18 protein-coding genes and 1 pseudogene are annotated in these 24719 nt (G+C 73.4%); 3 read left to right on the top strand and 16 right to left on the bottom strand.

Translation table 11 applies throughout. From position 1 onward, the window contains the following. Positions 1 to 81: 81 nt before the first annotated feature. The 5 genes from WME85_RS52955 to WME85_RS52935 form a co-directional block, all read right to left on the bottom strand. Positions 82 to 411 carry a hypothetical protein gene (locus tag WME85_RS52955; RefSeq protein WP_437833493.1) on the bottom strand — a complete coding sequence of 110 codons (330 nt, stop codon included), beginning with the start codon at positions 409 to 411 and terminating at the stop codon, positions 82 to 84. A gap of 12 nt (positions 412 to 423) precedes the next feature. Next, positions 424 to 2022, bottom strand: coding sequence for a PAAR domain-containing protein (locus tag WME85_RS52950; RefSeq protein WP_437833491.1), 1599 nt, complete (start codon positions 2020 to 2022; stop codon positions 424 to 426). A gap of 15 nt (positions 2023 to 2037) precedes the next feature. After that, positions 2038 to 2472, bottom strand: a complete 435-nt coding sequence (locus WME85_RS52945) for a DcrB-related protein (RefSeq protein WP_437306745.1) — start codon at positions 2470 to 2472, stop codon at positions 2038 to 2040. A 63-nt stretch (positions 2473 to 2535) separates the two neighbouring features. Next, positions 2536 to 5241, bottom strand: coding sequence for a type VI secretion system Vgr family protein (locus WME85_RS52940; protein WP_437833489.1), 2706 nt, complete (start codon positions 5239 to 5241; stop codon positions 2536 to 2538). Between the two features lie 44 nt (positions 5242 to 5285). Further along, the gene (locus WME85_RS52935; protein WP_437833486.1) at positions 5286 to 6299 is read right to left on the bottom strand and encodes a GAF domain-containing protein; all 1014 of its coding nucleotides are present in this window, start codon (positions 6297 to 6299) and stop codon (positions 5286 to 5288) included. A 187-nt stretch (positions 6300 to 6486) separates the two neighbouring features. Between WME85_RS52935 and WME85_RS52930 the strand changes: the two genes are divergently transcribed. Then, a complete protein-coding gene (locus WME85_RS52930) occupies positions 6487 to 7077 on the top strand; it encodes a Uma2 family endonuclease (protein ID WP_437306742.1) in 591 nt (196 codons plus the stop codon). A 60-nt stretch (positions 7078 to 7137) separates the two neighbouring features. On the opposite strand, the gene WME85_RS52925 is transcribed toward WME85_RS52930, so the two are convergent. The 6 genes from WME85_RS52925 to WME85_RS52900 form a co-directional block, all read right to left on the bottom strand. Further along, positions 7138 to 8118 carry a histone deacetylase family protein gene (locus tag WME85_RS52925; RefSeq protein WP_437833482.1) on the bottom strand — a complete coding sequence of 327 codons (981 nt, stop codon included), beginning with the start codon at positions 8116 to 8118 and terminating at the stop codon, positions 7138 to 7140. Beyond that, entirely contained in the window at positions 8115 to 9521 is a 1407-nt protein-coding gene (locus WME85_RS52920) for an aminotransferase class III-fold pyridoxal phosphate-dependent enzyme (RefSeq protein ID WP_437833480.1), read from the bottom strand. The genes WME85_RS52925 and WME85_RS52920 overlap by 4 nt, the downstream gene beginning before the upstream one ends. A gap of 34 nt (positions 9522 to 9555) precedes the next feature. Next, the gene (locus WME85_RS52915) at positions 9556 to 11880 is read right to left on the bottom strand and encodes an FdhF/YdeP family oxidoreductase (RefSeq protein WP_437833477.1); all 2325 of its coding nucleotides are present in this window, start codon (positions 11878 to 11880) and stop codon (positions 9556 to 9558) included. Beyond that, positions 11877 to 12758 (bottom strand): formate dehydrogenase accessory sulfurtransferase FdhD, encoded by an 882-nt coding sequence (locus WME85_RS52910; RefSeq protein ID WP_437833476.1) that lies wholly within the window; start codon positions 12756 to 12758, stop codon positions 11877 to 11879. Before WME85_RS52910 ends, WME85_RS52915 begins: the two co-directional genes overlap by 4 nt. A 158-nt stretch (positions 12759 to 12916) precedes the next feature. Continuing rightward, the gene (locus WME85_RS52905; RefSeq protein ID WP_437833473.1) at positions 12917 to 13972 is read right to left on the bottom strand and encodes a hypothetical protein; all 1056 of its coding nucleotides are present in this window, start codon (positions 13970 to 13972) and stop codon (positions 12917 to 12919) included. Continuing rightward, complete coding sequence (locus WME85_RS52900; RefSeq protein ID WP_437833470.1) at positions 13969 to 15390, bottom strand: aminotransferase class III-fold pyridoxal phosphate-dependent enzyme; 1422 nt, start codon at positions 15388 to 15390, stop codon at positions 13969 to 13971. Before WME85_RS52900 ends, WME85_RS52905 begins: the two co-directional genes overlap by 4 nt. Before the next feature lie 78 nt (positions 15391 to 15468). Between WME85_RS52900 and WME85_RS52895 the strand changes: the two genes are divergently transcribed. Then, the gene (locus WME85_RS52895) at positions 15469 to 16911 is read left to right on the top strand and encodes an aldehyde dehydrogenase family protein (RefSeq protein WP_437833467.1); all 1443 of its coding nucleotides are present in this window, start codon (positions 15469 to 15471) and stop codon (positions 16909 to 16911) included. A 238-nt stretch (positions 16912 to 17149) separates the two neighbouring features. On the opposite strand, the gene WME85_RS52890 is transcribed toward WME85_RS52895, so the two are convergent. From WME85_RS52890 to WME85_RS52875, 4 genes are all read right to left on the bottom strand, one after another. Continuing rightward, positions 17150 to 18067 (bottom strand): DUF4142 domain-containing protein, encoded by a 918-nt coding sequence (locus tag WME85_RS52890; RefSeq protein ID WP_437833464.1) that lies wholly within the window; start codon positions 18065 to 18067, stop codon positions 17150 to 17152. Positions 18068 to 18735: 668 nt separating this feature from the next. Beyond that, positions 18736 to 20274, bottom strand: a complete 1539-nt coding sequence (locus WME85_RS52885; protein ID WP_437833463.1) for a hypothetical protein — start codon at positions 20272 to 20274, stop codon at positions 18736 to 18738. Positions 20275 to 20313: 39 nt separating this feature from the next. Then, the gene (locus WME85_RS52880; RefSeq protein ID WP_437833460.1) at positions 20314 to 21867 is read right to left on the bottom strand and encodes a hypothetical protein; all 1554 of its coding nucleotides are present in this window, start codon (positions 21865 to 21867) and stop codon (positions 20314 to 20316) included. 56 nt (positions 21868 to 21923) lie between these two features. Beyond that, complete coding sequence (locus WME85_RS52875; protein ID WP_437833457.1) at positions 21924 to 22361, bottom strand: hypothetical protein; 438 nt, start codon at positions 22359 to 22361, stop codon at positions 21924 to 21926. An 897-nt stretch (positions 22362 to 23258) separates the two neighbouring features. On the opposite strand from WME85_RS52875, the gene WME85_RS52870 reads away from it, so the two are divergent. Beyond that, entirely contained in the window at positions 23259 to 24140 is an 882-nt protein-coding gene (locus tag WME85_RS52870; protein ID WP_437833455.1) for a hypothetical protein, read from the top strand. Positions 24141 to 24262: 122 nt separating this feature from the next. Here the strand turns inward: WME85_RS52870 and WME85_RS52865 are convergent. Continuing rightward, positions 24263 to 24679 (bottom strand): annotated as a pseudogene (locus tag WME85_RS52865) (hypothetical protein); the annotation flags it as partial. Positions 24680 to 24719 lie beyond the last annotated feature (40 nt).

The raw sequence follows: 24719 nt of genomic DNA, 5'->3' as shown, positions 1-24719 counted from the left end.
ACGGTCGCGGTCGAGGCGCCGCCCGCGGCCGTCGCTCGGGCAGGACACCTACCCGCGGCGGGGAGACCGGAGCGGGGAGCGTCAGTCGAGCGGCTCCGTCGGCGCGACGTCGCGCGCGCCGACGAGCGGGAGCACCTCGACGATGAGCCGTTGCTGCGCCTGCAGGAGCTGCAGCTTCACGTCGCCGCCCGCCGAGGAGAAGCGCAGGTGCACCACGAACCTGGGGCCGTCCTCGTAGATGCGCGCCGCCGCCTCCGGCGTGAGCTTGCCGGCGACGTAGTCGCCGTGATGATGGCTGTCCGAGATCGCCCACACCGACGGCCACCGCGCTTCGAGCCGCCTGAGCATCTCGTCCTGGGAGAGCTCGCTCTTGAAGGACCACGCGAGCGTCGTGCTTGCCGTCTTGCCCATGATCACCTCCGCTCAGCGGCCGCCGTCCCGCGGATCGATCGACACGCCCGTCCCGCCCGCGCCGGCCGTCCCGGCGCTGCCCGCCGGCGCCTGCGGGGCGGCGGGGGGCGCCGCGCCGACCGCGGTGGGGCCTCGATAGATCGTCGGGAAGCTCGGGTTCGGCTCTCGCGCCCCGTTGAGCTTGAAGTCGAAGCCGCCGTTGCTCGGGTTGGGCTCACCGTAGATCTCCACGTTCCACCTCTCTGCCAGCGTGTTGAGCTTGCTGCCGAGCGACGTGTTCGCCAGCCCCGGCTTCCCCTCTGGATTCAGCGCGCTCGGCGCCTCGCCGTTCTTGAAGATCCCGTATTTGGCGTTGTAAGGCGCGCCCGCCTGCTGCGCCTGGACCAGCGCCTGATCGCTGTGGATCGCGAAATCGGTGTCTGATTTGGACGACCAGAACCCGAAGGGCTTGTCCGGGTTGCCCTTGAACCCGTCCGTGGCCGAGCCGAGCTGCTGCACTGTCGCGTCCGTGACGCCCTCCGACTCGAAGACGTTCCTGATGTCCGACTGCAGCCTGTCGAACTGCGCGCGATCCTTGTACGTGAGCGGGACGCGCTGGCCGTCGGTGTCCCCCTCGACGGCCAGCTTGAGCCGCTCGGGGGTCGTGTTCGGGTGCTCCAGCTCGCCCCGCTGCACCCGCTCGTACGCCGCGCGGTTCTCCGCGATCCTCGCCTCGAGCTTGGCGGCTGCCGCGGGATCCGCCGCGGGCCCCGAGGCCATCTGCTCGTCGGTCCAGGCGCGCGCGCGGGCCACCTCCTCCGGGCTCGGCGGCCCCTTCCTCCCGAGCGGAACCTCCTCCGCGGCGGGCGGGCGGATCCACCCGAGCCGCTCGCCGAGCTTCGCGGCGCCGATGCCCCCGAGGAGGCTGCCGCCGAACTCGCCGAGGATCTCGCCGACGCGCGCGCCGCGCTCGCCCCAGAGGCCGCCCACCGCCTCGCCCACGTGCGCGCCGAGGAACCCGCCGGCCAGCGAGCCAGTGAGCCCCAGCCCCGCGACGACGGCGCCGGCGCCCACGCCCGTGAGGACGAGCGCCGCTCCGCCCGCGATCAGCGCGGTCCATTGCAGGGTCGTCAGGAGCCATGACGGCACCTCCTCCTCGACGGGCACCAGCGTCAGCGTCTCGCCGCCGATGAACGTGTACACGGCCGCCTGGCTGACGACGCCGCCGCACTGGGCCTTCTCGGTCCTGCGGCCCAGGTGCTTCCCGTTGACGAGGACCGTGGCGCTGCCCTGCGCCACCTTCTTGCCGCCGTGCTCGAGGGCGTCGAGCTCCGCGCGCGCGGCGGCGCGCCCCTCGATGAGCGTGTCCGGCGATCCCGTCGCGATCGTCCCGCACGGGGACCCCTCGAACATCTTGCCGATCTCGGCGCCGGCCAGCGCGCCGCCGGCGCCGAGCCCGACGCCGCCAGCGACCGCCGCGCCGATGAGGACCGCCCCGGCGCCCCCGGTGACCACGGAGAACAGGATCGCGCCGCCGATCGCGAGCCCGACGCACGCCCCCGCGATGAGGCCGGCCCACGCGGACGAGTGGCCGATCTCGTCGCCCATCCGGGCCGCTTCGAGGGCGCTCACGGCCTCGCAGCCCCCTCAGCCCTGGCCCAGCTTCACGCTCGCGAGGATGCGATCGAACACCGGGTTCAGCCGCGCGGCCTCGCTCTTCGGCATGGTCGCGGTGAAGCTGAGCACCGTCGGCCTGCGCCCCCCGACGAACACGAGCCGCTGCTCGATCGGTCCGCTCTGCCCCCTCCACCCGAACCGGAGCTCCACGGCCGGCTGACCGCCGAGCGTGATCTCCTGCCGCGCGTACAGCTGGAAGCCGTCGAGCCGCTGGGCCATCTCGACGAGCTGCCGGTCGCCGTAACGCTGGACGTCCTCGCCCGCCGCCAGCGTGTCTCGCGTCATGACCAGGTTGGAGATCATCCCCTGGCCGGGCTTCGCCGGCGCGGCGAAGACCACCACCGAGCGGTCCTCCCAGTCGCGCGGCACGTCGAAGGACACCTCGGTGTGTTCATAACGCGGCATCGTTTCCGTCTCCACGCTGCGCGGCGCAGCGCTCGCTCTCCGACATCCGGCGGGCCCCGTTCGTCATGGCTCCACCTTGGCGAAGCCGCCCTGGAGGTCGCCCCGGTAGAGGGCCACGCCCTGCGTCGACAGCGCTCGTGCGTACGCCCGCTCCGCGGGCACGCCCGAGGCCTCGGTCGCCTGCGCCGCGGTCTTCACCGCCGCGCCGTTCACCGATCGCGGCGCCGCCGCGGTCCGCAGCGCCAGGAACTGCGCCACCTGCCCGCCCGCGCGCCCCACGTGGAAGACGCCGGCCGCGCTGCCCGCGTTCACGAGCGACCCGATGTCGCCGGCGCTGAGGCCTCCGAGCGCGGGCAGCGGCGTCGTGAGCACCGGACCGAGCACGTCCAGCGTCGACGGCAGCGAGGCGAGGCTCTCCCCCTTCGCGAGCCGGAAGAGCTCCAGGGCGCCGCTCCCCGTCGTCACCAGCGCGGCGAGCGACGCGGAGGGCGCGCGCACCTCCTCCTGGATCGCCGCGCCGGCAGCGGGCCCGATCTGCAGCGACGCCGGGGCCGCGGCCGGGGTGAGCGGCGGCGAGGAGAGGGCGCGGTCGAGCTGCAGCGCCTCGCGCGCCGCGCCCTCCACCTCGACGTCCGCGATGCCCCCCGGCGCCTCGACGTCGCCGCCGCCGCGCATCACCTCGGCCGGCGCGCTCGTCTCGCCGCCGCCGCCCGGCTTCCCCGGCGCGCTCGGCGCCCTGGCCTTCCCGATCGTCGCCACCGCGGGCGCCTTCGCGGCCGTGGTGTTGATGAGCACGTTCGGCCCACCGTCGATCTGCACCTCCGCGCCGGACAGCTTGAGCAACCCGCCCGCCGAGATCTCGAGCTTGCCCTGCGCGTCGATGAAGATGCCCTCCGGCGTGATCTTGATCGACGCGACGCCGTTCGTGATCTGGACGGTCTTGTCCTTGTTGATCGTGTACCCGACGCCGTCGCCGACCGTGACGCTCTGGCTGTCGCCGGCGTCGACCGCGTCGGAGGTGCGCACGATCGACGTGCGGCCCTCGCCGATGTGGTTGATCTGCTGCTCGCCGATCGTGTGGCTCTGGCTCTTGATGACGCTGAAGCTCTGGCTCCCCCCGACGGTCACGGCGTCGGCGCCGGTCACGCTGGCCGAGCGGTTCGAGAGCACGGTCGAGCTCTGATCCCGCTTGATGATCTCGGTGTAATCGCGCTGCGCCTGGACGTGGATGAGCTCGCGCCCCGCGGCGTCGTCGAAGGAGAGCTCGTTGAACCCGCCCGAGCCCGGGGAGGAGTCGCTCTTCCAGCCGCTCTTGGTCTTCTCGGCGGGCAGCGTGTAAGGCACGCGCGTGGTGCTGTTGTGGACGCGGCCCACGATCACCGGCCGATCGGGGTCGCCGTCGAAGAAATCGACGAGGACCTCCTGCCCGACGCGAGGGATGGCCAGGAGCCCGTAGCGGCTGCCCGCCCAGGCCTGGCTGACGCGGATCCAGCACGAGCTCGCGTCGCTGAACCGCCCCTCGCGGTCCCAGTGGAACTGCACGCGCACGCGGCCGAACTCGTCGGTGTGGATCTCCTCGCCCGGAGGGCCGACCACGATCGCGCTCTGCACGCCCACGACCCGCGGCTTCGGCGTCCGCCGCGCGGGGCGGTAGGGCTGCTGCGCGAACGCGGCCTCGCCGGTCATGGTCCACTCGCCGCTGTGCTCGCCCTCGAACGTGGACGCGACGACGAGCAGCGCCTGGTCCGGATAGAGCTCCTTGCGGGGGTGCCCGCCGATCGACATGACGACGCCGGGGCACAGGTCGAGGGCGTTCGTACGGTACCGGACGGAGCGCCGGCCGCCCCGCTCGCTCGCGAGGCTCCTCGCCGCGAGCGCCTCTGCCTCCTTCATGTCGACCCGCGCGACGCCCCTGTCGTCGGCGACCGGCGTATCGCCGCCCTTGCCCGGCTCGACCACGAACGCCCCTGGCAGGTAGTGGTACTGCTCGTAGCGGAGCTCCTCCTCGAGCCCCTCCCGCGCCTCGGCGAAGAGCTGATAATCAGGCCTCATCCTGAAATCGAAGTCGCGGACGGTGACGTGGCCGGGCCGCACCTCGTGGCTCACGATCACCTCGGTCACGTACTCGCGCCCGGACGCCTGGTTCGGGTTGTCGACGTAGGCGATGGGAGCGCCGGAGCGCGGCTCCCTCCGCTGCGGAGCGTCGCTCAGGACGAGGCGGGTGAGCTCGGCGCCCATGCGGCCGCCGTCTGCGCGGTGCGAGAAGTAGAAGGAGATACCCGCCTCCTCGAGCAGCCGGCACATGAACGCGTAGTCGGTCTCGCCGTACTGAACGCGGTATTCATGGGTGGGGTACTTCGCGCCCAGCACCACCTCCGGCTCGATCTCCCACTCCTTGAGCATCAGGAGCACGATATCGGGGGTCGTCATGTGCTGAAAAATGCGGCTATTGCGCCGGAGCGTCGCCCGGAACAGCAAAGGGACGATGCGCAGCCGGTAGGTGGAGAGTCCCGTCGGCTCCGCCTGCACCTGCTCCATCTGGGCGCAGAGCCCGGCCCAGACCCGGGCGGGGACGATCGATTGCAGGACGGCCGACTCTGCCTTGAAGGCGGCGGCCTTGCCCACGAGGCTGTCGAGATCGAGATCCTCGATCTCGGAGACAGCCAGTATCGACACCTCGAAGAGCGACGAGATCTGCTCCCGGACCGAGAACCGTCGTACCGACAGCGATTCTTCCCTGGACGCGAACGAGAGCGAGAGGCGCGACATGGGCGGAACGTCAAGCGTAGATCATGGGCCCGGCGCAATCTAGGTCACAGCGTAGCGCCGCTGCTCGTCGCGCCGCGCGCGCGCAAGGCGCCGGCGCGGATCTCGCTCACCGCCGCGCAGGCGGCCTCGTGCGCGTCGATCGCGCCGCGCAGCACGAGCGACCTCCCCCGTTCGGCGGCGGTCTCCTCGAGGGTCCCCTCGAGCACGCCCTCGGCGAGGCGGACGAGCGGGCCGACCTCGGCCATGCTTCGCGCGAGCGTCCGGGCCGCCGTGACGAGCCCGGACGCCGCGGGGGCGGAGCTCGCGACGGCGGCGGCCTCGTCGCAGAGCTCGTCCGCGACGGAGCCCATGTCGCGCCAGCACCCGACGGCCGCGCGCAGGCTGGCGAGCGTCACGAGCGCCGAGGGGGTCGCGTGCATCGCGTCGACCTGCGGCGCGTGCGGCCGCAGCCCTGCCGCGTTCTGCGCCGCGGCGATGACCGGAGCGAGGGCCATGAGCGCGCGCTCGAGCACGCGCGTGGCCTGCTCGATGCGGACGAGGCGCTCCTGGAGGTCGGCGCTGCCGAGCGGCGCGTCGCGCTCGACGAGCTCGGAGAGGCGGACGGCGACGTCGAGGGCGAGCTGCTCGAGGCCCTGGATGACGCGCGGCTCGAAGCGGCGGGGCACGACGTCGAGCGCGCAGAGCGAGCCGATGGCATGCCCGTGCACCCGCACCGGCACCCCCGCGTACGCGCGGATGCCGTAGCTCTCGACGAGGTCCTTCGGCACGCGGTGGTCGCGCAGCGCGTCCTCGACCACGAGCGGCACGTCGTCGCGCACCACCAGCTGGCAGAAGGAGTTGCTCCGGGAGGTCGCGCAGCTCACGGCGAGCTCCAGGGGCAAGCCGTGGTGCGCGCGGAGGAGCTGGATGTGCCGGACGACAAGGCTCACGAACGCGATCGGCGCGCGCGCGAGCTTGGCGGCCCGCCCCACGCAGGCGTCGAGGAGGGCGTCCGCCTCGGTGCGCAGCATGGCGCCGTGCAGCTCGGCCAGGCGGGCGGGGTCGTTCAGGTCGGCCATCGCGGCAGGTTACCAGCAAAGGCGGGCGCGCCGGCGCCGCACCGCGCGGCGCCGGCGCCGCGCTTGCTCACCCGCGCGATCGGCATGCGCCTGTCGTGCGCTGATGTGCCGGGGTCGCCCCGGGCGCTACCTTGCCTGCCGCGCGCCCACGTTGCCGCGCCCGCTCGCGCCGGGCAGGATCTCGGCGATGGCTGACCCGGCACGCAGGATCGATCCCGCCACGATGGCCGAGCTCGAGGCGCTCCCGCCGCACATCAAGGGCGAGATCATCGAGGGCGTGCTGTACACCCAGCCGCGACCGCGCTCGCGCCACCAGCGCGTCCTGTCACTCATCGACCACGAGCTCATCGATCCTTATGACCGCAGTCGCAGCGGCCCGGGCGGATGGTGGATCCTGCCCGAGCCCGGGATCGAGCTGCCGGGCTCACCTGAGTTCTCCCCCGACATCGCGGGCTGGAAGCGCGAGCGCCTGCCCGAGCTGCCCGAGGACGAGCCCATCCGCATCGCCCCCGACTGGGTCTGCGAGATCTTCTCACCGCGGATGCGCTCTTACACGCAAGGTGTCAAACGCCCCTTCTACGCGCGCGCCGGCGTGGGCTGGCTCTGGTACGTCGATCTCGACGCGCAGACGTTCACCTGGAGCCGGCTGCACGAGGGCAAATGGCTCGAGCTCGGCGTGGTGGTCGGCGAGGCGCGGGTGCGCGCGGAGCCGTTCGACGCGGTGGAGCTCGACGTCGCGGAGTGGTGGACAAGCGGGCGCGCGAGCGGCGCGGGGTGAGCCGGCGGCAGCGCGAGCAGGGCAGCTGAACGGCGCGCGCGCCTCCCCGGCTTTTCGAGCTCAGCGCTCGAGATCGCCCGCGGCGCCCGCCGCCTCCCTCGCCCGCACCGCCGCGACGAACGTGCCGAGGTGCACCTCGACCACCCGGCTCACATCCGGCGTGTAGCCGCCCGCGAGCACCCACGCGATCGGGATCCGCCGCTCGAGCGCGGTCCGGAACACGATCTCGTCGCGCGCGCGCAGGTCGTCGTGCGTCAGGTCGAGCGGCGAGTACGGGTCCTCGCGGAACGGGTCCGCGCCGGCCTGGTAGAGGATCAGGTCGGGCGCCGCGCGGTCGATCGCCGGGCCGAGGTGCCGCGCCAGGATCTCGAGGTAGGCGGCGCCGCCGCTCCCGCCCGGCACCGGGACGGACCAGCTGTTCTCGGTGTCCGGGGCGCGCTCGGCCTCGACGTCCCGGTAGGCCCGGTTCTGCTTGTACCAGTTGCCGTAGATGGAGAGCGCGAACGCCCACGGGCGCGACGCGAGCAGCGACGCGGTGCCGTTGCCGTAGTGGAGGTCCATGTCGACCACCAGGGCGCGGCGGATGCGCCCCTCGGCGCGCGCGCGCTCCAGGGCGACCACGAGGCCGTTGAAGGTGCAGAAGCCCTCGCCGTGCTCGGCGTGGGCGTGGTGGAAGCCGCTCGCGAGGTTGCCCGCGATGCCGTCCTCGAGCGCCGCGAAGGTGGCGGCGATGCAGCCGCCGTTCGTGAAGCGGACCGCCTCGGCGAGCTCCGGCGACCACGGGAACTTCTGGGACTCCGCAAGGGCCCGGGGCTCGCCGGTCGCGATCGCCCGGAGGTACTCGGGCGTGTGGACGCGGAGGAGATCCTCGTCGCTGACCGGCTCGGGCTCGACGAGGCGCACCGGCAAGCCGCTCCGCTCGATCGCCTCGCGCACCAGGGCGAACTTGCGCATCGGCATGACGTGCTCGCCGATGTCCGCGAAGTAGCGCGGCGAGTGGAACACCCGGACCGGGCGCGAGGCGGCCGCGGCGGAGGTCACTTGCAGACCGACTCGACGAGGTCGAGCGCCTCGGCCACATGGCGCGGGCCGAAGACGAGCGCCGGCCGGAAGCGGAGCGTGCGATCGCCCGAGCCGCCCACCTCGAGGCCGCGGTTGCGGAGCGCGGTGAGCGCCGCGTCGCGCCGGGCGGCGTGGGGGAAGTCGACCGCGGCGAAGGTGCCGGCGCCCCGGGCGCCCGAGAGCACCCCGGGGTAGCGGCGGCAGAGTTCCTCGAGCCCGGCGACCAGGCGCTCGCCGGTCGCCCGCGTGTTCTCGAGGAGCCGGTCGCGCTCGATGACCTCGAGGATGACCTCGAGCTGCGCGCCGCGGAGCGGGTCGCCGAGCCACGTGTTGAAGACGCGCAGCGGCTCGACCGGCGCGAGCTCCTCGCGGCAGTAGAAGCCGCCGAGCTGCATCTTCTTGGAGAACGTGACCATGTCCGGGGGCTCGGGCAGGTCCCACGCCTCGTGCGCCCAGAGCGCGCCGGTGCCGCCGCCGCAGGTCTGCACCTCGTCGATGATGAGCGCGACGCCGCGCTCCGCAGTCAGCCGGCGCAGCGCCTGGAAGAACGCGGGGCTCGCGTGGCGGTCGCCGCCCTCGCCCTGGATCGGCTCCACGATGAGCGCGGCGATCTCGTCCGGGTGCGCGTCGAGCGCCGCCTCGACCGCCTCGAGCGAGCGCGCCTCGGCGGCGCGGTTCTGCTCGGCGTGCTCCGCCTCGGGGAACTGGGTCGCGGGGAACGGCACGACGGGCCAGTCGAACGCGGGGATGTCGAGCTTGTGGATCGGCTTGCTGCGCGTCGCCGAGAGGGCGCCCATGCTGCGGCCGTGGAACCCGCCCTCGAAGGAGATCACCTTGAAGGCGTTCACGCCGGGCTGCCGGTTGAGCATGCAGGCGGCGAGGTCGGCGTCGCTCGGCTGCGCGCCGCCGCGCCGGCGGCGCGCGAGCTGGATGAACGCGGCCTTGAGCGCGTTCTCGACCGCCTCGGCGCCGGTCGTGAAGGTGAAGACGCGCGAGTGCCCCTTCGGCGCGACGCGCATCAGGGTGTTCTCGACGAGGTCGACCCACTCGGGCGCGGGCGCGACGCCGAGCGCCGAGCGGTAGCCGGCGCACCAGTCGAAACGGCCGTCGCGCCAGGCGGCGAGCAGATCCGGGTGGTTGTAGCCGATGGGCACGGCGGCGATGTGCCCGTACACGTCGAGCAGCACGTTGCCGTCCACGTCGACCATGTAGTTGCCGAGGCTCTTCCGCGCGTCCTGGTAGAAGTGGATCGGCCGCGCGTCCTGGTAGCGGTGGTGGCGCGCGCGGAGCGCCTCGGACGCGGGGCCCGGGATCGCGGTGCGCATGGCGGCGCGCTCGGGCTCACCGGGGATGGGCGGGGCGATGCTGGGCTGAGCGGTCATGGTCGGACTCCAATGCAGCGGGCGCGGCGGGGCGTCACGCGGATCCGTCGCGCGCCGCCGAGGGCCCGATGCGCACGATGATCGATTTCGACGCGGGGGTGTGGCTCTTCTCGTCGATGCTGCCGAGCGGCACGAGCACGTTGGCCTCGGGGAAGTAGGCCGCGACGTTCCCGCGGGGGATCGTGTAGACCACGACGCGGAACGCGCGCGCGACGCGCTCCTCGCCGGAGAAGCGGCTCGTGATGTCGACGAGCTGCCCCTGCGAGAGCCCGCGCTCGGCCGCGTCCTCGGCGTTCATGAACACGACGCGGCGCCCGCCGCGCACGCCGCGGTAGCGGTCGTCGAGCCCGTAGATGGTCGTGTTGTACTGGTCGTGGCTGCGGATCGTCATCATCAGGAGCTCGCCGGGCTCGAGCTCGTGCCGCGGCAGCGGGTGCGCGATGAAGTTCGCCTTGCCCGTCGCGGTGCGGAACTCGCGCCGGGCCGCGGCGTTCGGCAGCGCGAAGCCGCGCGGGTCCCTCGCGCGCGTGTTGAAATCGTCGAACCCGTCGATCGTGCGCTCGATGAGCTCGCGGACGCGGTCGTAGTCGGCGGTGAGCTCCTCCCACGGCACGCGCGACCTCGCGCCCAGCGTCGCGCGGGCGAGCCCCGCCACGATGGCCACCTCGCTCCGCAAGAGCTCCGACGCCGGCGGGAGGGCGCCGCGCGAGCTCGAGACGACGCCCATCGAGTTCTCGACCGTCACGAACTGCGGCCCTCCCGCCTGCACGTCGCGCTCGGTGCGCCCGAGGCAGGGCAGGATGAGCGCGCGCCTGCCGGTCACGAGGTGTGCCCGGTTCAGCTTGGTCGACACGTGCGCCGTGAGCTCGCACCGGGCGAGGGCGCGGGCGGTGAAGGCCGTGTCCGGCGTCGCCGAGAGGAAGTTGCCGCCCAGCGCGAAGAAGACGCGGGCGCGCCCGTCGGCCATCGCGGCGATCGCGGCGACCGTGTCGAGCCCGTGGCGGCGCGGCGGCGCGAAGCCGAAGTTCTTCTCGATCCGGACGAGGAGCTCGGCGGGCGGGCGCTCCCAGATGCCCATCGTCCGGTCGCCCTGCACGTTGCTGTGGCCGCGCACCGGGCACGCGCCCGCGCCGGGCCTGCCGATGTTGCCGCGCAGGAGCAGGAAGCTCATGACCTGCTGCACGTTGGCCACGCCGTTCTGGTGCTGCGTCAGGCCCATGGCCCAGCACGCGATCGTGCGCTCGGACCGCATCGCGATCTCGGCCGCCGCCCGGATCCGGTCGCGCGGGACCCCGCTCTGCTCGACGATGTCGTCCCAGGGCGTCGCGCGCACGGCGGCCGCGAACGCCTCGAAGCCGTGCGTGTGGCGCGCGATGAACTCGCGATCGAGCACGACCCCTGGCCTCCGCTCCTCCTCCTCGAGCATCTCCTTGATGAGCCCCGTGAAGAGCGCGACGTCGCCGTTGATGCGCACCTGCAGGAAGAGCGTCGAGAGCGGCACCCCCGGGCCGACGAGGTCGAGCGGGTGCTGCGGGTGCTGGAAGCGCTCGCTGCCGATTTCGGGGAGCGGGTTCACCGTCACGATCTCGCAGCCGCGCTGCCGCGCCTCGCGCAGCGCCGAGAGCATGCGCGGGTGGTTCGTCCCCGGGTTCTGCCCGACGACGAAGATCGCGTCCGCGAGCTCGAAATCGTGGAGGGAGACGGTGCCTTTGCCGACGCCGATCGCCTCGCGCAGGCCCACGCCGCTCGACTCGTGGCACATGTTCGAGCAGTCGGGCAGGTTGTTCGTCCCGAGCTCGCGCACGAAGAGCTGGTAGAGGAACGCCGCCTCGTTGCTCGTGCGCCCCGACGTGTAGAAGACCGCCTCGTCCGGCGAGCCGAGCGCGCGCAGCGACGAGGCGACGAGGTCGAGCGCCTCGTCCCACGACACGGGGCGGTAGTGGCTCGTCCCCTCCTCGAGCAGCATCGGGTGGACGAGCCGCCCCTGCTTGCCGAGCCAGTGGTCCGACTGCCGCGAGAGCTCCTCGACGCTGTGCTCGCGGAAGAACTCCGGCGTGACGCGCCGGAGCGTCGCCTCCTCGGCGACCGCCTTGGCGCCGTTCTCACAGAACTCCGCGACCGAGCGCTTCTCCTCGGGCTCGGGCCACGCGCAGCCGGGGCAGTCGAAGCCCTCGCCCTGGTTCACGCGCAGCAGCGTGCGCACGGCGCGCGAGACCCCCATCTCGCCGACCGCGTGCCGGAGCGTCGCGCCGACCGCCGCGAGCCCGCCGGCCGCCCCGCTGCGCTCGCCGATCCGCGGCGCCTCGGGCTCGAGCGGCGGCTCCGCCTGCACGCCGCGCAGCGCGTCGCGCGCCGTCACGACGCCGCCTCCGCCGGGACCGCGACGCGCTCGCGGCCCGCGTACACGTTGAACCGGCCGTCGCGCGCGAAGCCGACGAGCGTCATGCCGTGCGCCGACGCGAGCTCGGCGGCCAGGCTCGAGGGCGCGCCCACCGCGACCATCACCGGGATCGAGGCCCGGAGCGCCTTCTGGACGAGCTCGAACCCGGCGCGCCCGCTGACCATGAGCACCGCGCCCGGGTCGGGCAGCCGCCCCGCGAGCAGCGCGGCGCCGACCAGCTTGTCGACGGCGTTGTGGCGGCCGACGTCCTCGCGGAGGTCGGCGAGCGCCCCGCTCGCGTCGAAGAGCGCCGCCGCGTGCAGCCCCCCGGTCCGCCCGAACACCGGCTGCGCGCCGCGGAGCCGCTCGGCCAGCCCGTGCACGACGCGCGGCGCGAGCCGGGGGACGCCCCGCGCGAGCGGCGCGGGCGGCGCGAACGACGCCACGTCGATCGACGCCTTGCCGCAGACGCCGCAGCTCGCGCTCGCGACGGCGAGCGCGCGCTCGGTGCGCGCGAGGTCGACGGCCACCTCGTCGCGGAGCGTGACGCGCACGAGAGCGCCCGAGGGCGCCTCGCCCTCCTCGACGGCGATGACGTCGGCCGCGCTGGCGATGATGCCCTCGGCGAACAGGAGCCCGATCGCGAGCTCGCGATCGCTGCCGGGCGTGCGCATCGTGATCCCGAGCCGGCGCTCGGCGCGCTCCTGCTGGGCCGAGGGGCGCGCGCCGGGAGCGTGCGCGGCTCGCGCGACGACGAGGATCTCGAGCGGCTCCTCGACCGCGAGCAGATCCTCCGCGTCCGAGGCGCTGTCGTCCGTGATCCTGCGGATCGAAACGTGGGTCGTGGTCAACGGCATGGCTGCGTGTCCCGCTCTCCCATCCTAGCCCGCAGCGGACCGCCGGGCAGGATCCGCGTGGAGCCGCTCGCCCGGCCGCCCGTCACCTCCCCCGCTCCTTCCCCGGCTCCCCGCGCCGCGCTGGCGCCGTCTCGAGGCGCCCGGGGCGGAGATCTCGCTCACGCCGGGGACCACGCCGCGAGGAGCCGCGCGAGCTCCCGCTCGGGCGCGTCGAGCGGCGCCTTGCCGCGCCACGCCGGTGGGAACAGCGGCATCACCGCGCTCCGGAGCAGCGGCGCGAGCCCGGCGATCTCGGCGGGCCCTCGCGGGATGCGGAGGAGCGGCACGCGCTCGCCCTCGAGCGCGGCGAGGCCCGCGAGCGCGCGCTCGCGGATCGGGACGAGGTCGCCCGCGGGGACCTCGCGGGCGTGGACCGCCTGGTAATGGCGCAGGAACGACGCCGCGCCCGCGCGCGAGATGTCGGCGCGCTCTTCCGCGCCGACCTGGCGCACCACGGCGACGAGCGGCACCGGCACGGGCGTCACCCCGAGCGCCGCCGTGTCGCGGAAGTCGGGCTGCGCGTACGGCAGCACCGCCGGCGGGATGGCCGCGAACCCGGCGCGGCCGTAGGCGAAGAGCCGCACGGCGGTGTCGCGGTCGTCCGGATCGACCGCCTCCATCTCGGCGGCGAGGAGGATCTCCGCGCCAGCCGCGCTCGCCTGGGCCTCCCCGCCGGCGCTCGCCTCGGCCTGCTCGCCGCCGGCGCTCGCCTGGCCCGGGGAGCGCCCCTCGCCGAGCCCCGCGTCCCGGAGCGCGCGGCGCGCGAGCGCGACGGGCGCCGCGCGCAGCAGGGCGCCGAGGCCGGTGCGGCGGAAGTCCGGGAGGACGAGGGCGTGCGAGAGCAGCACCACGCAGCGCCGCGCCGCGCGATCCAGCGTGACGAAGCAGTCGCGCGCGCCGGCGAGGCGTCCGTCGTCGTCCACGCTGCGCGCGAGCAGCATGTGGTACGTCGCGGAGATCGGCGCCCCCGGGTCCGCGAACTCCCCGGCGAGCCACGCCGCGAGCACCTCGCGGCGCTCGATCTCCCCCTTCGGCCCGAAGAACGCCTCGAGCGCGCGGTACCCCTCGTCGAACGCCGCGTCGCCCTGCACCTCGTCCACGGAGAACTGCGCGAGGGCCCGCGCGACCTTCTCGGGCCCCTCCCCCGGGCAGACGTCGCGCGGCTCGACGATCATCCGGCCATCTCGCGCAGCACCGCGTCGAAGACCGCCACCGCCTCGTCGACGTCCGCGGTCGTCGTGATGAGGTGCGGGCGGAGCCGCACCGAGCGCGTCCCCGTATAGCTCGCGAACACCCCGCGGCGCAGCGCGCGCCCGAGGAAATCGTCGCGCGCCGCCGTGGTCGGCAGGTCGAACGCGAGCAGGAAGCCGCGGCCGCGCGGCTCGCTCGCCAGCGCGGGGTAGCGCTCGCAGAGCTCCTCGAGCCGCCCCAGGAAGTAGCGGCCCGTCGCGCGCACGTTGCCGAGCAGGTCCTCGGACTCGATCGTGCGGAGCGTCGCCAGCGCGACCGCGGCGCGCGCGCGGTCGCCGTTGCGCGTCTGGTACATGCGCCCGAACTGCGCGACGTCGTACGCCGAGGTCGCGAAGAACCCGCCCATCTGCATCTTCTTGCCGAAGCACATGAGGTCGGGCGGGCGCGGCAGCTCGAGCTGCTCGTGCGCCCAGAGCGTGCCGCTGATCCCGAGGCCGGTCTGCACCTCGTCGAGGATGAACGCCGCGCCCGCCTTGCCGGCGAGCTCCTGCGCGCGGCGGAAGAAGACCGGGCTCGCGTGCCGGTCGCCGCCCTCGGACTGCACGGGCTCGACGATCAAGGCGGCCACCCTGCCCTGGTGCGCGTCGAGGACCCGCTCGAGCGCGGCGAGCGCCTCCGCCTCGGCGCGGTCGTTCTCGTCGGCGAAGCGCGCGAGCGGGAAGCGGCTCGCCGGGAACGGCGCCGTGGGCCACGGGAATGCGGGCAGGTCGGCCTTGTGGATCACCTTCGAGTGCGTCGCGGACATCGGCCCGAGGCCGCGGCCGTGGAACGCGCCGGCGAACGACACGACCACCGCGTCGGTCCCCGCGTTGTCGAGGATGCTCTTCTGCTGGTCCTCCGGGAGCTCCAGCGGGTTCCTCGGCAGCCCCGACGCCTCCCGCCGGCGCTCGCCGTGCCGGATGAACGCCGCCTTGATCGCCGACTCGACGCCCTCGCCCCCCGCGTCGACGCAGAAGACGCGCGCCATGCCGCGCGGGGCGTACCGCTGCTCGAGCGCCTCCACGAACTCGAACCAGGCCGGCGTCGTCACGAACGGCGTCGACGTCGGGTTCGCGACGGCGCGGATGAAGGCGTCGCCGTGCGCCGCCTCGACCAGCGCCGGGTGGTTGTAGCCGAGCGCCCCGAGCGCGAAGTTCGCGAAGAGATCCAGGAACACATTCCCATCCACGTCGACCAGCGAGCACCCCCGGCTGGCCGTGTCGTCCATCACGACGGCGCGGTAGCGCGACTGCATGTCGAAGCCGCCGCGCGCCATCCACGCGCGCGCCTTCGGCCCGGGCAGCTCGGTGACGACTCTTCGCGGAGGGACGGACGGCAGCGTGGGGCGATCGGAGAAGTCCATGGAGCTCGAGTATCCCGCACGGCAGGGCTCGTGTCATCGCCGCTTGCGGCGACCGGGCGCGCGGGTTTACGACAAGGCATGTCCGAGACGCGCGATACCGAGAAGAAGCTCTGGATCGACAACGCCGAGAGGGAGGCGCTCTCCGGCGAGACGTTCGAGACCGCGAACCCCGCGACCGGCGGGGCGCTCGCGCGGCTCGCCCGCGGCCGCCGCGAGGACGTGGACGCCGCCGTGGCGTCCGCCCGCGCGGCGTTCCCGCGCTGGGCCGCGATGGATCCGAACGAGCGCGCGCGCATCCTGTGGAAGGCGGGGGAGCTGATCCTGGCGCGGAGCGAGGAGCTCGCGCGCCTCGAGGCCGTCGACACGGGCAAGCCGATCACGGCCGCGCGGACCATCGACGTGCCGCGCACGGCGGACACGTTCTTCTACTACTCCGGGTGGGCGACGAAGCTCGGCGGCGAGACGATCCCGGTCCGGGGCCCGTTCCTGAACTACACGGTGCGCGAGCCGCTCGGCGTCATCGGCGCGATCATCCCGTGGAATTTCCCGCTGCTGCTCGCGGCGCGGAAGGTGGCGCCGGCGCTCGCGGTGGGCAACACGGTGGTGGTCAAGCCGCCGGAGGAGGCGAGCCTCACGACGCTGGAGCTCGCCCGCATCCTCGCGGAGGCCGGGGTGCCGCCGGGCGTCGTCAACGTGGTGACCGGCCACGGCGAGGAGGCCGGCGCGGCGCTCGTGGAGCACCCGGGGGTCGCGAAGATCTCGTTCACGGGCGGCACGGACACGGGCCGGACGATCATGCGCGCGGCGGCGGGCACGCTGAAGAAGCTGTCGCTGGAGCTCGGCGGCAAGAGCCCCAACATCCTCTTCGCGGACGCGGACGTGGAGAGCGCCGCGAAGGCCGCGGTGACGGCCATCTTCTACAACCAGGGCGAGCTCTGCACGGCGGGGAGCCGGCTCCTCGTCGAGCGGTCGGTGCACGACCGCGTGCTGGAGACGGTCACGCGCGGCGCGCGCAAGCTGGTCGCCGGCGATCCGCTCGATCCGTCGACGCAGCTCGGCCCGCTCGTCTCGGAGGCGCACTTCACGAAGGTGCTCGGCTACATCGACCGCGGCGCGGCCGAGGGGGCGCGCCGCGAGGTGGGCGGGCGCCGCGAGGGCCCGGGGTTCTACGTCGAGCCGACGGTGTTCTCGGCGGTCTCGGAGTCGATGAGCATCGCCCGCGAGGAGATCTTCGGCCCCGTCCTGGCGGTCATCCCGTTCGACGACGTGGAGGAGGCCGCGCGCCTCGCGAACGCGACCGAGTTCGGCCTCGCGGCGGGCATCTGGACGCGCGACGTCGGCAAGGCGCACGCGCTGGCCGCGCGCCTCGCGGCGGGCACGATCTGGATCAACACGTACAACCGGTTCGACGCGGCGAGCCCCTATGGCGGGTACAAGCAGTCCGGCTTCGGGCGGGAGAACGGCCGCGCGGTGCTGGACGAGCTCACGCAGCTGAAGTCGGTCTGGGTGGCCCTGGGTTAGGAGCGGCGGGCACCCGCTTCGGATACGGGCCCATCTCGACGTTTTCGGTGCTCGGCGTACAGGAGTACGCCTGTGCGCCGAAAACGTCGATCTGGACCCGTCTCCTGTGCGGGTGCCCGCCGCTCTGTGGCGGTCTCAGAAACAGAAACGCGCGCAGCCGGTCCACAGACCCGCTGCGCGCGTCGCTTCATCTCGACAGCTTCGTCTTGCGACGAAGCCGTGGGCCTTTCGCGATCGACTACTTCGTCGTCCCGGCGCCCTTCGTGCCAGCGCCGGCGCCCGCGGCCGGGGTCGCCGCCGGCGGCTGCACGCCGCCCTGGCCGCCCGGGCTCCCCGCGGTCACGCCGGTCTGGCCGGCCTGGTTCCCCGAATGCGCGCCGGCGGCGTGCTGCCCGCCGGCCGTGCCGCCCGGAGCGCCGGCGCCCGTCGCGCCCGTCGCGCCCGTGCCCGCCGGGCCGAGCTTCTGGGCGAGCGCCTCCGCGTCCTTGAGGTGCTTCTCGATCGTCGGCCGGAGGTCCTTCTCGATCAGCGTCTTCAGCTCGGCGTTCTTCGCGTCCTGCAGGAGCCGCTTGTCGAGCAGGTCGAGCGTCTTCTGGTGGTCCTGGATCATGACGGCCACGAACTGCTGATCGAAATCAGGGCCCTGCAGGGCCTTCAGCTGGTCGACCGCCTGCTGCGTCTCGGTGGTGAGCTGCTTGCTCTTGTCCGAGTCCGCGGCGGTGATGCCGAGCTTCTTGACCAGCTTGGCCTGCTTCGCCTTGGCCTCGGTGTGGTGCTGGGTGATGACCCTCGCGTAAGCCTTCACGTCCTTGTGCTTGCCCTTCGTCTGCGCGAGCTGGGCCTCGTCGATCTCCTTCTTGTTCGCGGCGTCGAGCACGGCGACGATCTGCTCGTCCGTGAGCGGCGCCTCGGGCGGCGCGCTCGGCGTCGTGCTGGTGGTTGTCCCGGTCTGCGTCCCCGCCTGCGGGTCCGTGGCCGGCTGCGACGCCGGGGGCGTCGGCTCGGTCGCGGGCGGCGGCGCCACAGGAGCGGGCTGGGTCGGCGGCGGCGTTGCTCCGGTCGCCGTGCTCGGATCGCTGGCCGGGGGTTGGTTGGAGCAACCGACACCGAGAGCAAGACCGAGCGTGACGACGAGAACGTTGCGCGATGCGACCATAGGTAAGGACCTCCTCACGTGGGTTTAGGTGCCGGCCCGTGTGCAAGATCAGTGCACAAGGCGAGCTCATGGTTTTCCGGCGAATTCGTGCGATCGTATGCCCTCATACTGAGGCAAATTGCAACAGCGGGGGCGAATCTGCCTCAGCTGGACCCTTCGGGAGGACGCTCACCCGCGCTCCGGCGCGACGGCGACATCGTGCGCGGCAGTGCTCCAGCCTCCCACAAGGTCTGATACGGGGTCTCGTGCAGCAGCCTGGAGCTCGGGCGAGCCGGCATGACGCCGAAGGACGGCGGCGGCGGCGCGCAGAGAGCGCCCGTTGGGCCCACGAGGGCGGAGCGCGCCTGTCGCGCGACGATGCGCTGGAGCAGCGCTGTCCATCGCGTGCGCGGTCCGAGCGCTGCCCATGACACCCGACCATCGCAGCGTGAGCACGCCGCTCCACGGCACGAGGAGAGGTGTCAACAGAATGCGCGCGAAGGACGCTTCAGGTGAAGCTCCGCGCTCCCTCGCCCGACAGGCCCTCTCCGCTCCGTCACCCCATGAGGCGACCTCCCATGTTCATTCCCCGGGATGGCCTGTACACATGGCCATCGCGCTCGCTCGACCCGGGTGACACGCTGAGAGGGGGTACAGCGAGCCGCCGCGGGTGGCGCAGCTGATCCGGACTATTCAGGGAATCGAAGCGTCTCGACGGCGTTGCCGTCCTCTGCTCGGATCTCGTCGCCGTTCACGTCCCAGCTCACGCCGCCATCGCCCGGCGGGCCCAGCTCGAAGGTGACGCCCTCCAGCGTGAGCTGGTCCTCGTCGAGGTAGGCGATGCCGATCGAGTCGCCGCCGCGCCCTGGGCCGCCGTAGCCGCCGTCGCCTCCTCGGCCGCCGTTGCCCCCGCTGCAGGACCACGTGCCGTCCCCCACGGCGCCGCCCGACGCGCCTCGGCCGCCGTTGCCGCCTCGCTGGGGCTGGCCTCCGTTGCCGCCCTGCCCGCCGCCGCTGATTTCGATCACGCTCTCGCGCACGGTGAGCTTCGCGTGGAGCGCGATGATCCCGATGCTCGGGTAGCCGTTCCCGCCCCCGCGGCCGCCTTGGCCGCCGCAGCCGCCGGCGCCGCCGGAGCCGCCGCCGGCGCCTCCCCTCGAGGCCACGCCGCACGCGGAGAGCCCGCCTCGCCGTCCGCCGCCGCCGCCCCCGCCCTGGCCCGGCATGCCCCTGGTGCCGTCGCCGGCCTTGTCGCCCTCCCATCCGGTCTCGCCGAGGCGCCCGATGCCCTGGCCAGGTGCGCCGACGGTCCCGAGCGCGCCGGGGTCCCCGGGGCCCCCGCTGTGGCACCCGACACCGGTCACGTCCCCGCGTCCCCCGCTTCCTGCCCCCGGGTCCGACGACGCGTCGGGTTGCCCGTCGTCCCCATCGCCGGCGCCATCGGGAAGGCCGTCGCCTCCCTTGCCGCCGGTGCTCGGGAGCCCCCCCTCGCACGGGTTCACCGCCTCGGCGCCGCCGGGAACGGTGGTCGCGGAGCACGCGTCGCCCCCGTACACCCCGTTGCGCCCTGCCGCGCCCTCACTCTGCGAGGGCCAGTCCTCGCCGTGGCCCCCTCCCCATCCGCGCGACGCGCGAATGTAGGTTCGGATGAGCTCCACCGCCGCGCCCGAGCGCACCAGCAGGGCGGTCGGCCCGTGCGACGTGAATCGCATGTCGACGATCGTCGATACCCCGTCCGCGGCGCCCGTGTCTCCGTCGCTCGCCGGCACGACGGTCAGGAGGATGTCCGCGTTGTGCGTCGCCTGATGCATCGGGCGGAGGCCAGGCTCACGGTGCCAGTACAAGCAGCTGTATCCCCCGATGAGATCCACGCCGGATGGCAGCGTGAGCGGATCGTAGAAGCCGTCGTCGCACGCGAAGACGCGTCCTCGTCCGGTACGCGCGAGCTCGACGCCGCGCTGGAGCGTGCGCACGGGCTTACCCCTCGTGCCGGGGTTCGCATCGTCCCCGTTGCCGAAGGAACCTGCGACGAACACGCCGCAGCCGTCCTCCAGCACATCGGCGGCGAGGCGCTCGAGGCACACCGACTCCGGCGGCGGCTCGCCTGGGCACGACGAGCCGGCGTCGCACCCCGTTCCGCCGGCGTCGAGGGGGTCAGGCGTCGTGCCGCAGCCGGCCACGACGAGCAGCAACGCGGGGATCAGGTCCATCGTTCTCGCGATTCGCATCGTTGCTCCCTGGAGGTTGGGCGGCGCGCCTCGGCGCGCTCAACGGGGCGGCAAGGGGTCGGGGCCATCGAATTGACGGTAGGGCACGGCGTCGCCCGTCGCGCCCCTGCCCTCTTCTTCATGCGGCGCTGCGTTCCCTGCGGGCCCTCCTTCTCCGCCGGCGCCGTGCTTGAGGGTCGCACTGGAGGCGATGGTCACGGTCGCGCCCAGGGACGCAACGCCGATCGAGGGACCCCCGAGACCACCACCGGCATCGCCTCCGCGACCCCCGTTGCCCCCCTTGCCGCCGTCGCACGCATTCCACGAGCCAGCAAAACCCCTTCCACCGTGCCCGCCCCATTGACCGGCGCCGCCCGGTTGGCCCGTGCCGCCGACCCCGCCGTCGCCGCCGTTGCCCGCGGTCACCTTCGTCGCTTCGAGCGTGAGCACGCTCCCCTGCAACGCGATGATGCCGAGGCTCCCGCCCCCATAACCACCGCCGCCGCCGCCCCGACCGCCGCAGCCGCCGCTGCCGCCCGAGCCGCCCGCCGCTCCCCCCTGCGGGCCGCCTGCCCGACAGGCGACCATGGAGCCACGCGACTTGCTGCCACCGCCGCCGCCGCCCCCCTGGCCGGTGCCGCCGCGCTTCCCATGCTCGCCCCGGACGCCGCTCCAGCCATCGATGTCGAAGTGGCCTGCCCCCACCGCGCCGTCCGCGCGACCCGCGTCGGCGCCGTCTGCGCCTGCTTTTCCGCCGCTGCACTCCGTCAGATCCGCGCCGAGCCCTGCGTGGCCGTCGCCCTCCGGGTTCTCCGCCGGCTCCGGCTGCCCCGGCGTGCCGTCGCCGCCCGACTCGAGCCCGCCGTCACCGCCGTAGCCTCCCACGGACTCGATGCCGCCGTCGCATGCGGTCACGACCGGAACCGCACCCGTGGTGAAATCGGCCGTGCAGGCGGACGCGCCATCGTTCCCCTCCAGGCCGTCCGTCGCCCGTTCGCTGGGCATGTCCTCGCCCGGCTCCCCCTCCTCGCCGTCGCCCGCGATGATTGCGCTGTCCCGCACGATCGCCCTGGCGCCCTGGCTCAAGATCATCGCGATCGACGACTTGCCATCGCGCGCCGAGGCGTCGGCCGCCACGGCGCGCACGCCGAAGATCACCGACGGCGCGTCATCGTCCGCGACGACCCGCAGCGGGATCCCCACCGGCGGCGCGATGACCGTCGGCGCGTTCGGCCCGTCGAACGCCCACGCGTACGACCAGCCGCCGTCATCGCAGCGACGGGCCCCCCAGAGGTGGATCCCCGACGTCAGGGTGACCTCTTCCTGGAACGTCTCGCCGCACGCGTAGACGTGGCGCAGGCCCCGCGCTCGCGCCGCCGCGATCGCGTCTTGCAGCGACGTGAACGGCTCCGCCCGCGTGCCAGCGCGCGGGGCGTCGTCGGGCGCGCTCGCCCTGACGAACACCCCGCACTCGTCCATCACGGGACCCGCGCCGGGCTCGATCACCTCGCAAGGCGACTTCGGAGGTGCGAGGCACATCCGCTCGTCGGCGCAGTCCTCCGCGTACATGCACCCGGAGAGCCCGCCCGCACCGCCCGTCGAGAGGGCCAGCAAGGCGCACAGCCGAACGCCGCGTCGCCACGGGAGAAAACGCACCTGCTTGCTCCTCATCACCACACCCCGTGCGCCACGAGGCCGATCTGTCCCGGAGCGGCCATCGGCGACAGCGCGACGTTGTCTCTCCTGGGCTCAGCCTGGCCGAGGCCGAAATCGGTGAAGAACGAGGCGATGGTCGCGGCCCCGAGGACGCCGCTTGCCACCACCAGCCCCGTGCCGAGCAGCCCGAGCTCCCCGGCGATCTCGGCGCGTTCCCTCGCCGTGGCAGACGCCGGGTGGGCCGCCTCGAAAGCAGCCTCGTAGGCGCCAGCGGCCTCGGCCCACCGCCCCTGTGCGCGAGCGCGCTTGGCGCGGCGAAGATGGTCTTTGAAGGCCGAGCCGTCGCCTCGTCCGGGCGCCGGAGCGCGGTCCTCCGCGCGGATCGGAGGCGCGAAGCCGATCGCGACGCCGAGCATCAGGCATATCCACATCGATTGCGCGACGAGACGCATGGCACGAACGGTACGTACGCCCGCCGTGGAGCGTCAACGACTGGAAATCGCCACGAATCAACGCTTTGGATGACAAAAGGCGATTCGATGGCGGAACACGTGGTCCGTCCCCGGCGTGGGCGACCGTGCGCGCGCGTCGAGGTGCCCCATCGACCGCGCTTTCTCCGCTTGACGCAGCACCGCTGCCAAGATTCCTGCCGTGATGCCGGAAGTCGATCCTTCTCCGATCAGCTGATCGGCGAGCCGAACCAGTCGCCACAGCCCTGCCCTCGTCTCCGCCTCCTGCGTCCACCGACGAAGACGAAGCTGAACGCAGCCCGTGTAATCGCCCGCACCTGCGGCGAAGCCGCGCGCGCTTCGCGCTACGTCCTGCACCACCTGCGGCGAAGCCCCGCGCGCTTCGCGCCACGTCCTGCACCACCTGCGGCGAAGCCCCGCGCGCTTCGCGCCACGTCCTGCACCACCTGCGGCGAAGCCCCGCGCGCTTCGCGCCACGTCCTGCACCACCTGCGGCGAAGCCCCGCGCGCTTCGCGCCATGTCCTGCACCACCTGCGGCGAAGCCGCGCGCGCTTCGCGCCATGTCCTGCACCACCTGCGGCGAAGCCGCGCGCGCTTCGCGCCATGTCCTGCACCACCTGCGGCGAAGCCGCGCGCGCTTCGTGCAAGGTCGCAGCGTCCTCCGCCGTCGGTCAGCCGAGGCACCGGCCGGAGCGCCTTCTGCTCCTCCCATCTGGGTGCTCAGCGCGATGTCCCGCTCCCCGATCACAACGTTCGTTCCCCATGCCCCCTGCGACCTCCTCGCTGCCGGCATGCAACCGCACGATCATGTTCCTGGATCGCGCCCATTTCGTGCTCGCCTGCGACACTCGCCCCAGCGCGACTTAGTCCTTCCGTTCATGCCCAGACCCAAGAACCCGAAGAAATCAGGGACCCCCGCTGTTGAGCCCACCCAGATCCATATCGCCGAGGCGGCCTTCCACCGCGTGAAGCCCGACCTCGACGCGATACCGCTCGCCGGGCTGGAGACGCCGCGGCTCGATCTCCAGGCGGCGGCCGTGCAGGCCATCGGCGTGGCCAAGGCGCTCTCCGCGCCCGAGCTGCGCCAGCGCATCGCCGCCATCGCCGCGGCGGGCGCGCTCGACGCCGCGCTGCTCGACGGGCTCGAGAGCGTCGCGTGGGCGACATGGTTCGCCCGGCACAAGCTCCTCCTCACCTCGGCCACGCATTCCGGCGCGGCGCTCCCGCCCTCGCTCGTCGAGCGCGCCTACGAGACGCGCGCGCGCATGCTGAAGACGCTCGAGTACCACCTCGACGGCGACGCCGAGGCGACAGCGCAGCTCGCGCACCTGCGCGCGGGTAGCGGCCACCTCGACCTCGCCAACGACCTGTCCGCCGCCGCCGACATGTACCGGAAGCACCGCGAGGCGATAAAGGACGACAAGCGGAACTTCCGCGGCGAGGACGAGAAGGAAGCGAGCGCCCTGGCGGAGCAGATCCTCCGCCTGCTCGGCGCCACGACGACACCCGAGCAGACGCTCTGGAAAGGCTACCAGGCGCGCACCGCCAAGCTGCTCTTCCGCCATTACGACGAGGCCGTCCGCGTCGGCCGGTTCCTCTTCTATTACGACGATCCCGAGGGCCGCTTCCCCAACCTGTACACGGCGACGCGCTCCGCGCCGGCGTCCCCCCGGACCGACAAGGGCGACACGAAGCCGGATGCCAGCCCCGTGAAGCCCGAAGCCGCCCCCGCCGAGCCGCCCGTCATCGGCATCGCCTGATCCGGACGCGCGCGCTCCCCTGCGGCGCTCCTCCATCCCCTCCATCACGCCGCTCGTGCGTGCCAGCCGGTTGCGCTCGGCACCAGCACACGCCTCACCACACCTTCCGGCGCGCGCCCAGCGCGCTGCGCGATCTCCAGCGCCGCGCTGTTCTCCCGCCACGCACGCACGTTCGCCACGAAGTCCGCCCGCGCGACCACGACCCCGCCGCTCACGTCCGCCTCGAGCGCCGCGATCACCGTGTCCGCGTACGCCGCGTACGGGTCCCTCCCCTCGTCGAACGCCCCGTCCACCTCCGCGATGTCCGGCACCTCCACCCACGGCACCTCGCTCTCCCCGAGCGCGTAGCTCCACGGGTCGTCCGGGTCCCACCCCTCGGAGTTGGTCGTCGATGAGGACGACGCTGAAACGGCGGAGGACAGCACCGAGAGAACGGATGCCCACCCCCGGCCCGTGCTCGGCGCTCCGCGCCTGCGCGCGGTCCGCCCCTCCCAAATCGCGCGCTCCGCGCGCTCAGGGAGGGGTGCGTTGCCCAGCATTCCCAGGTGCGGAACCTGCAAGGGAGAGTAGGCGGGCGCC

This window comes from Sorangium sp. So ce1153 (assembly GCF_051521595.1).
Classification (GTDB): Bacteria; Myxococcota_A; Polyangia; order Polyangiales; family Polyangiaceae; genus Sorangium.
Note: the sequence above shows the minus strand (reverse complement) of the source record. Positions and strands in the feature narration are given on the sequence as shown.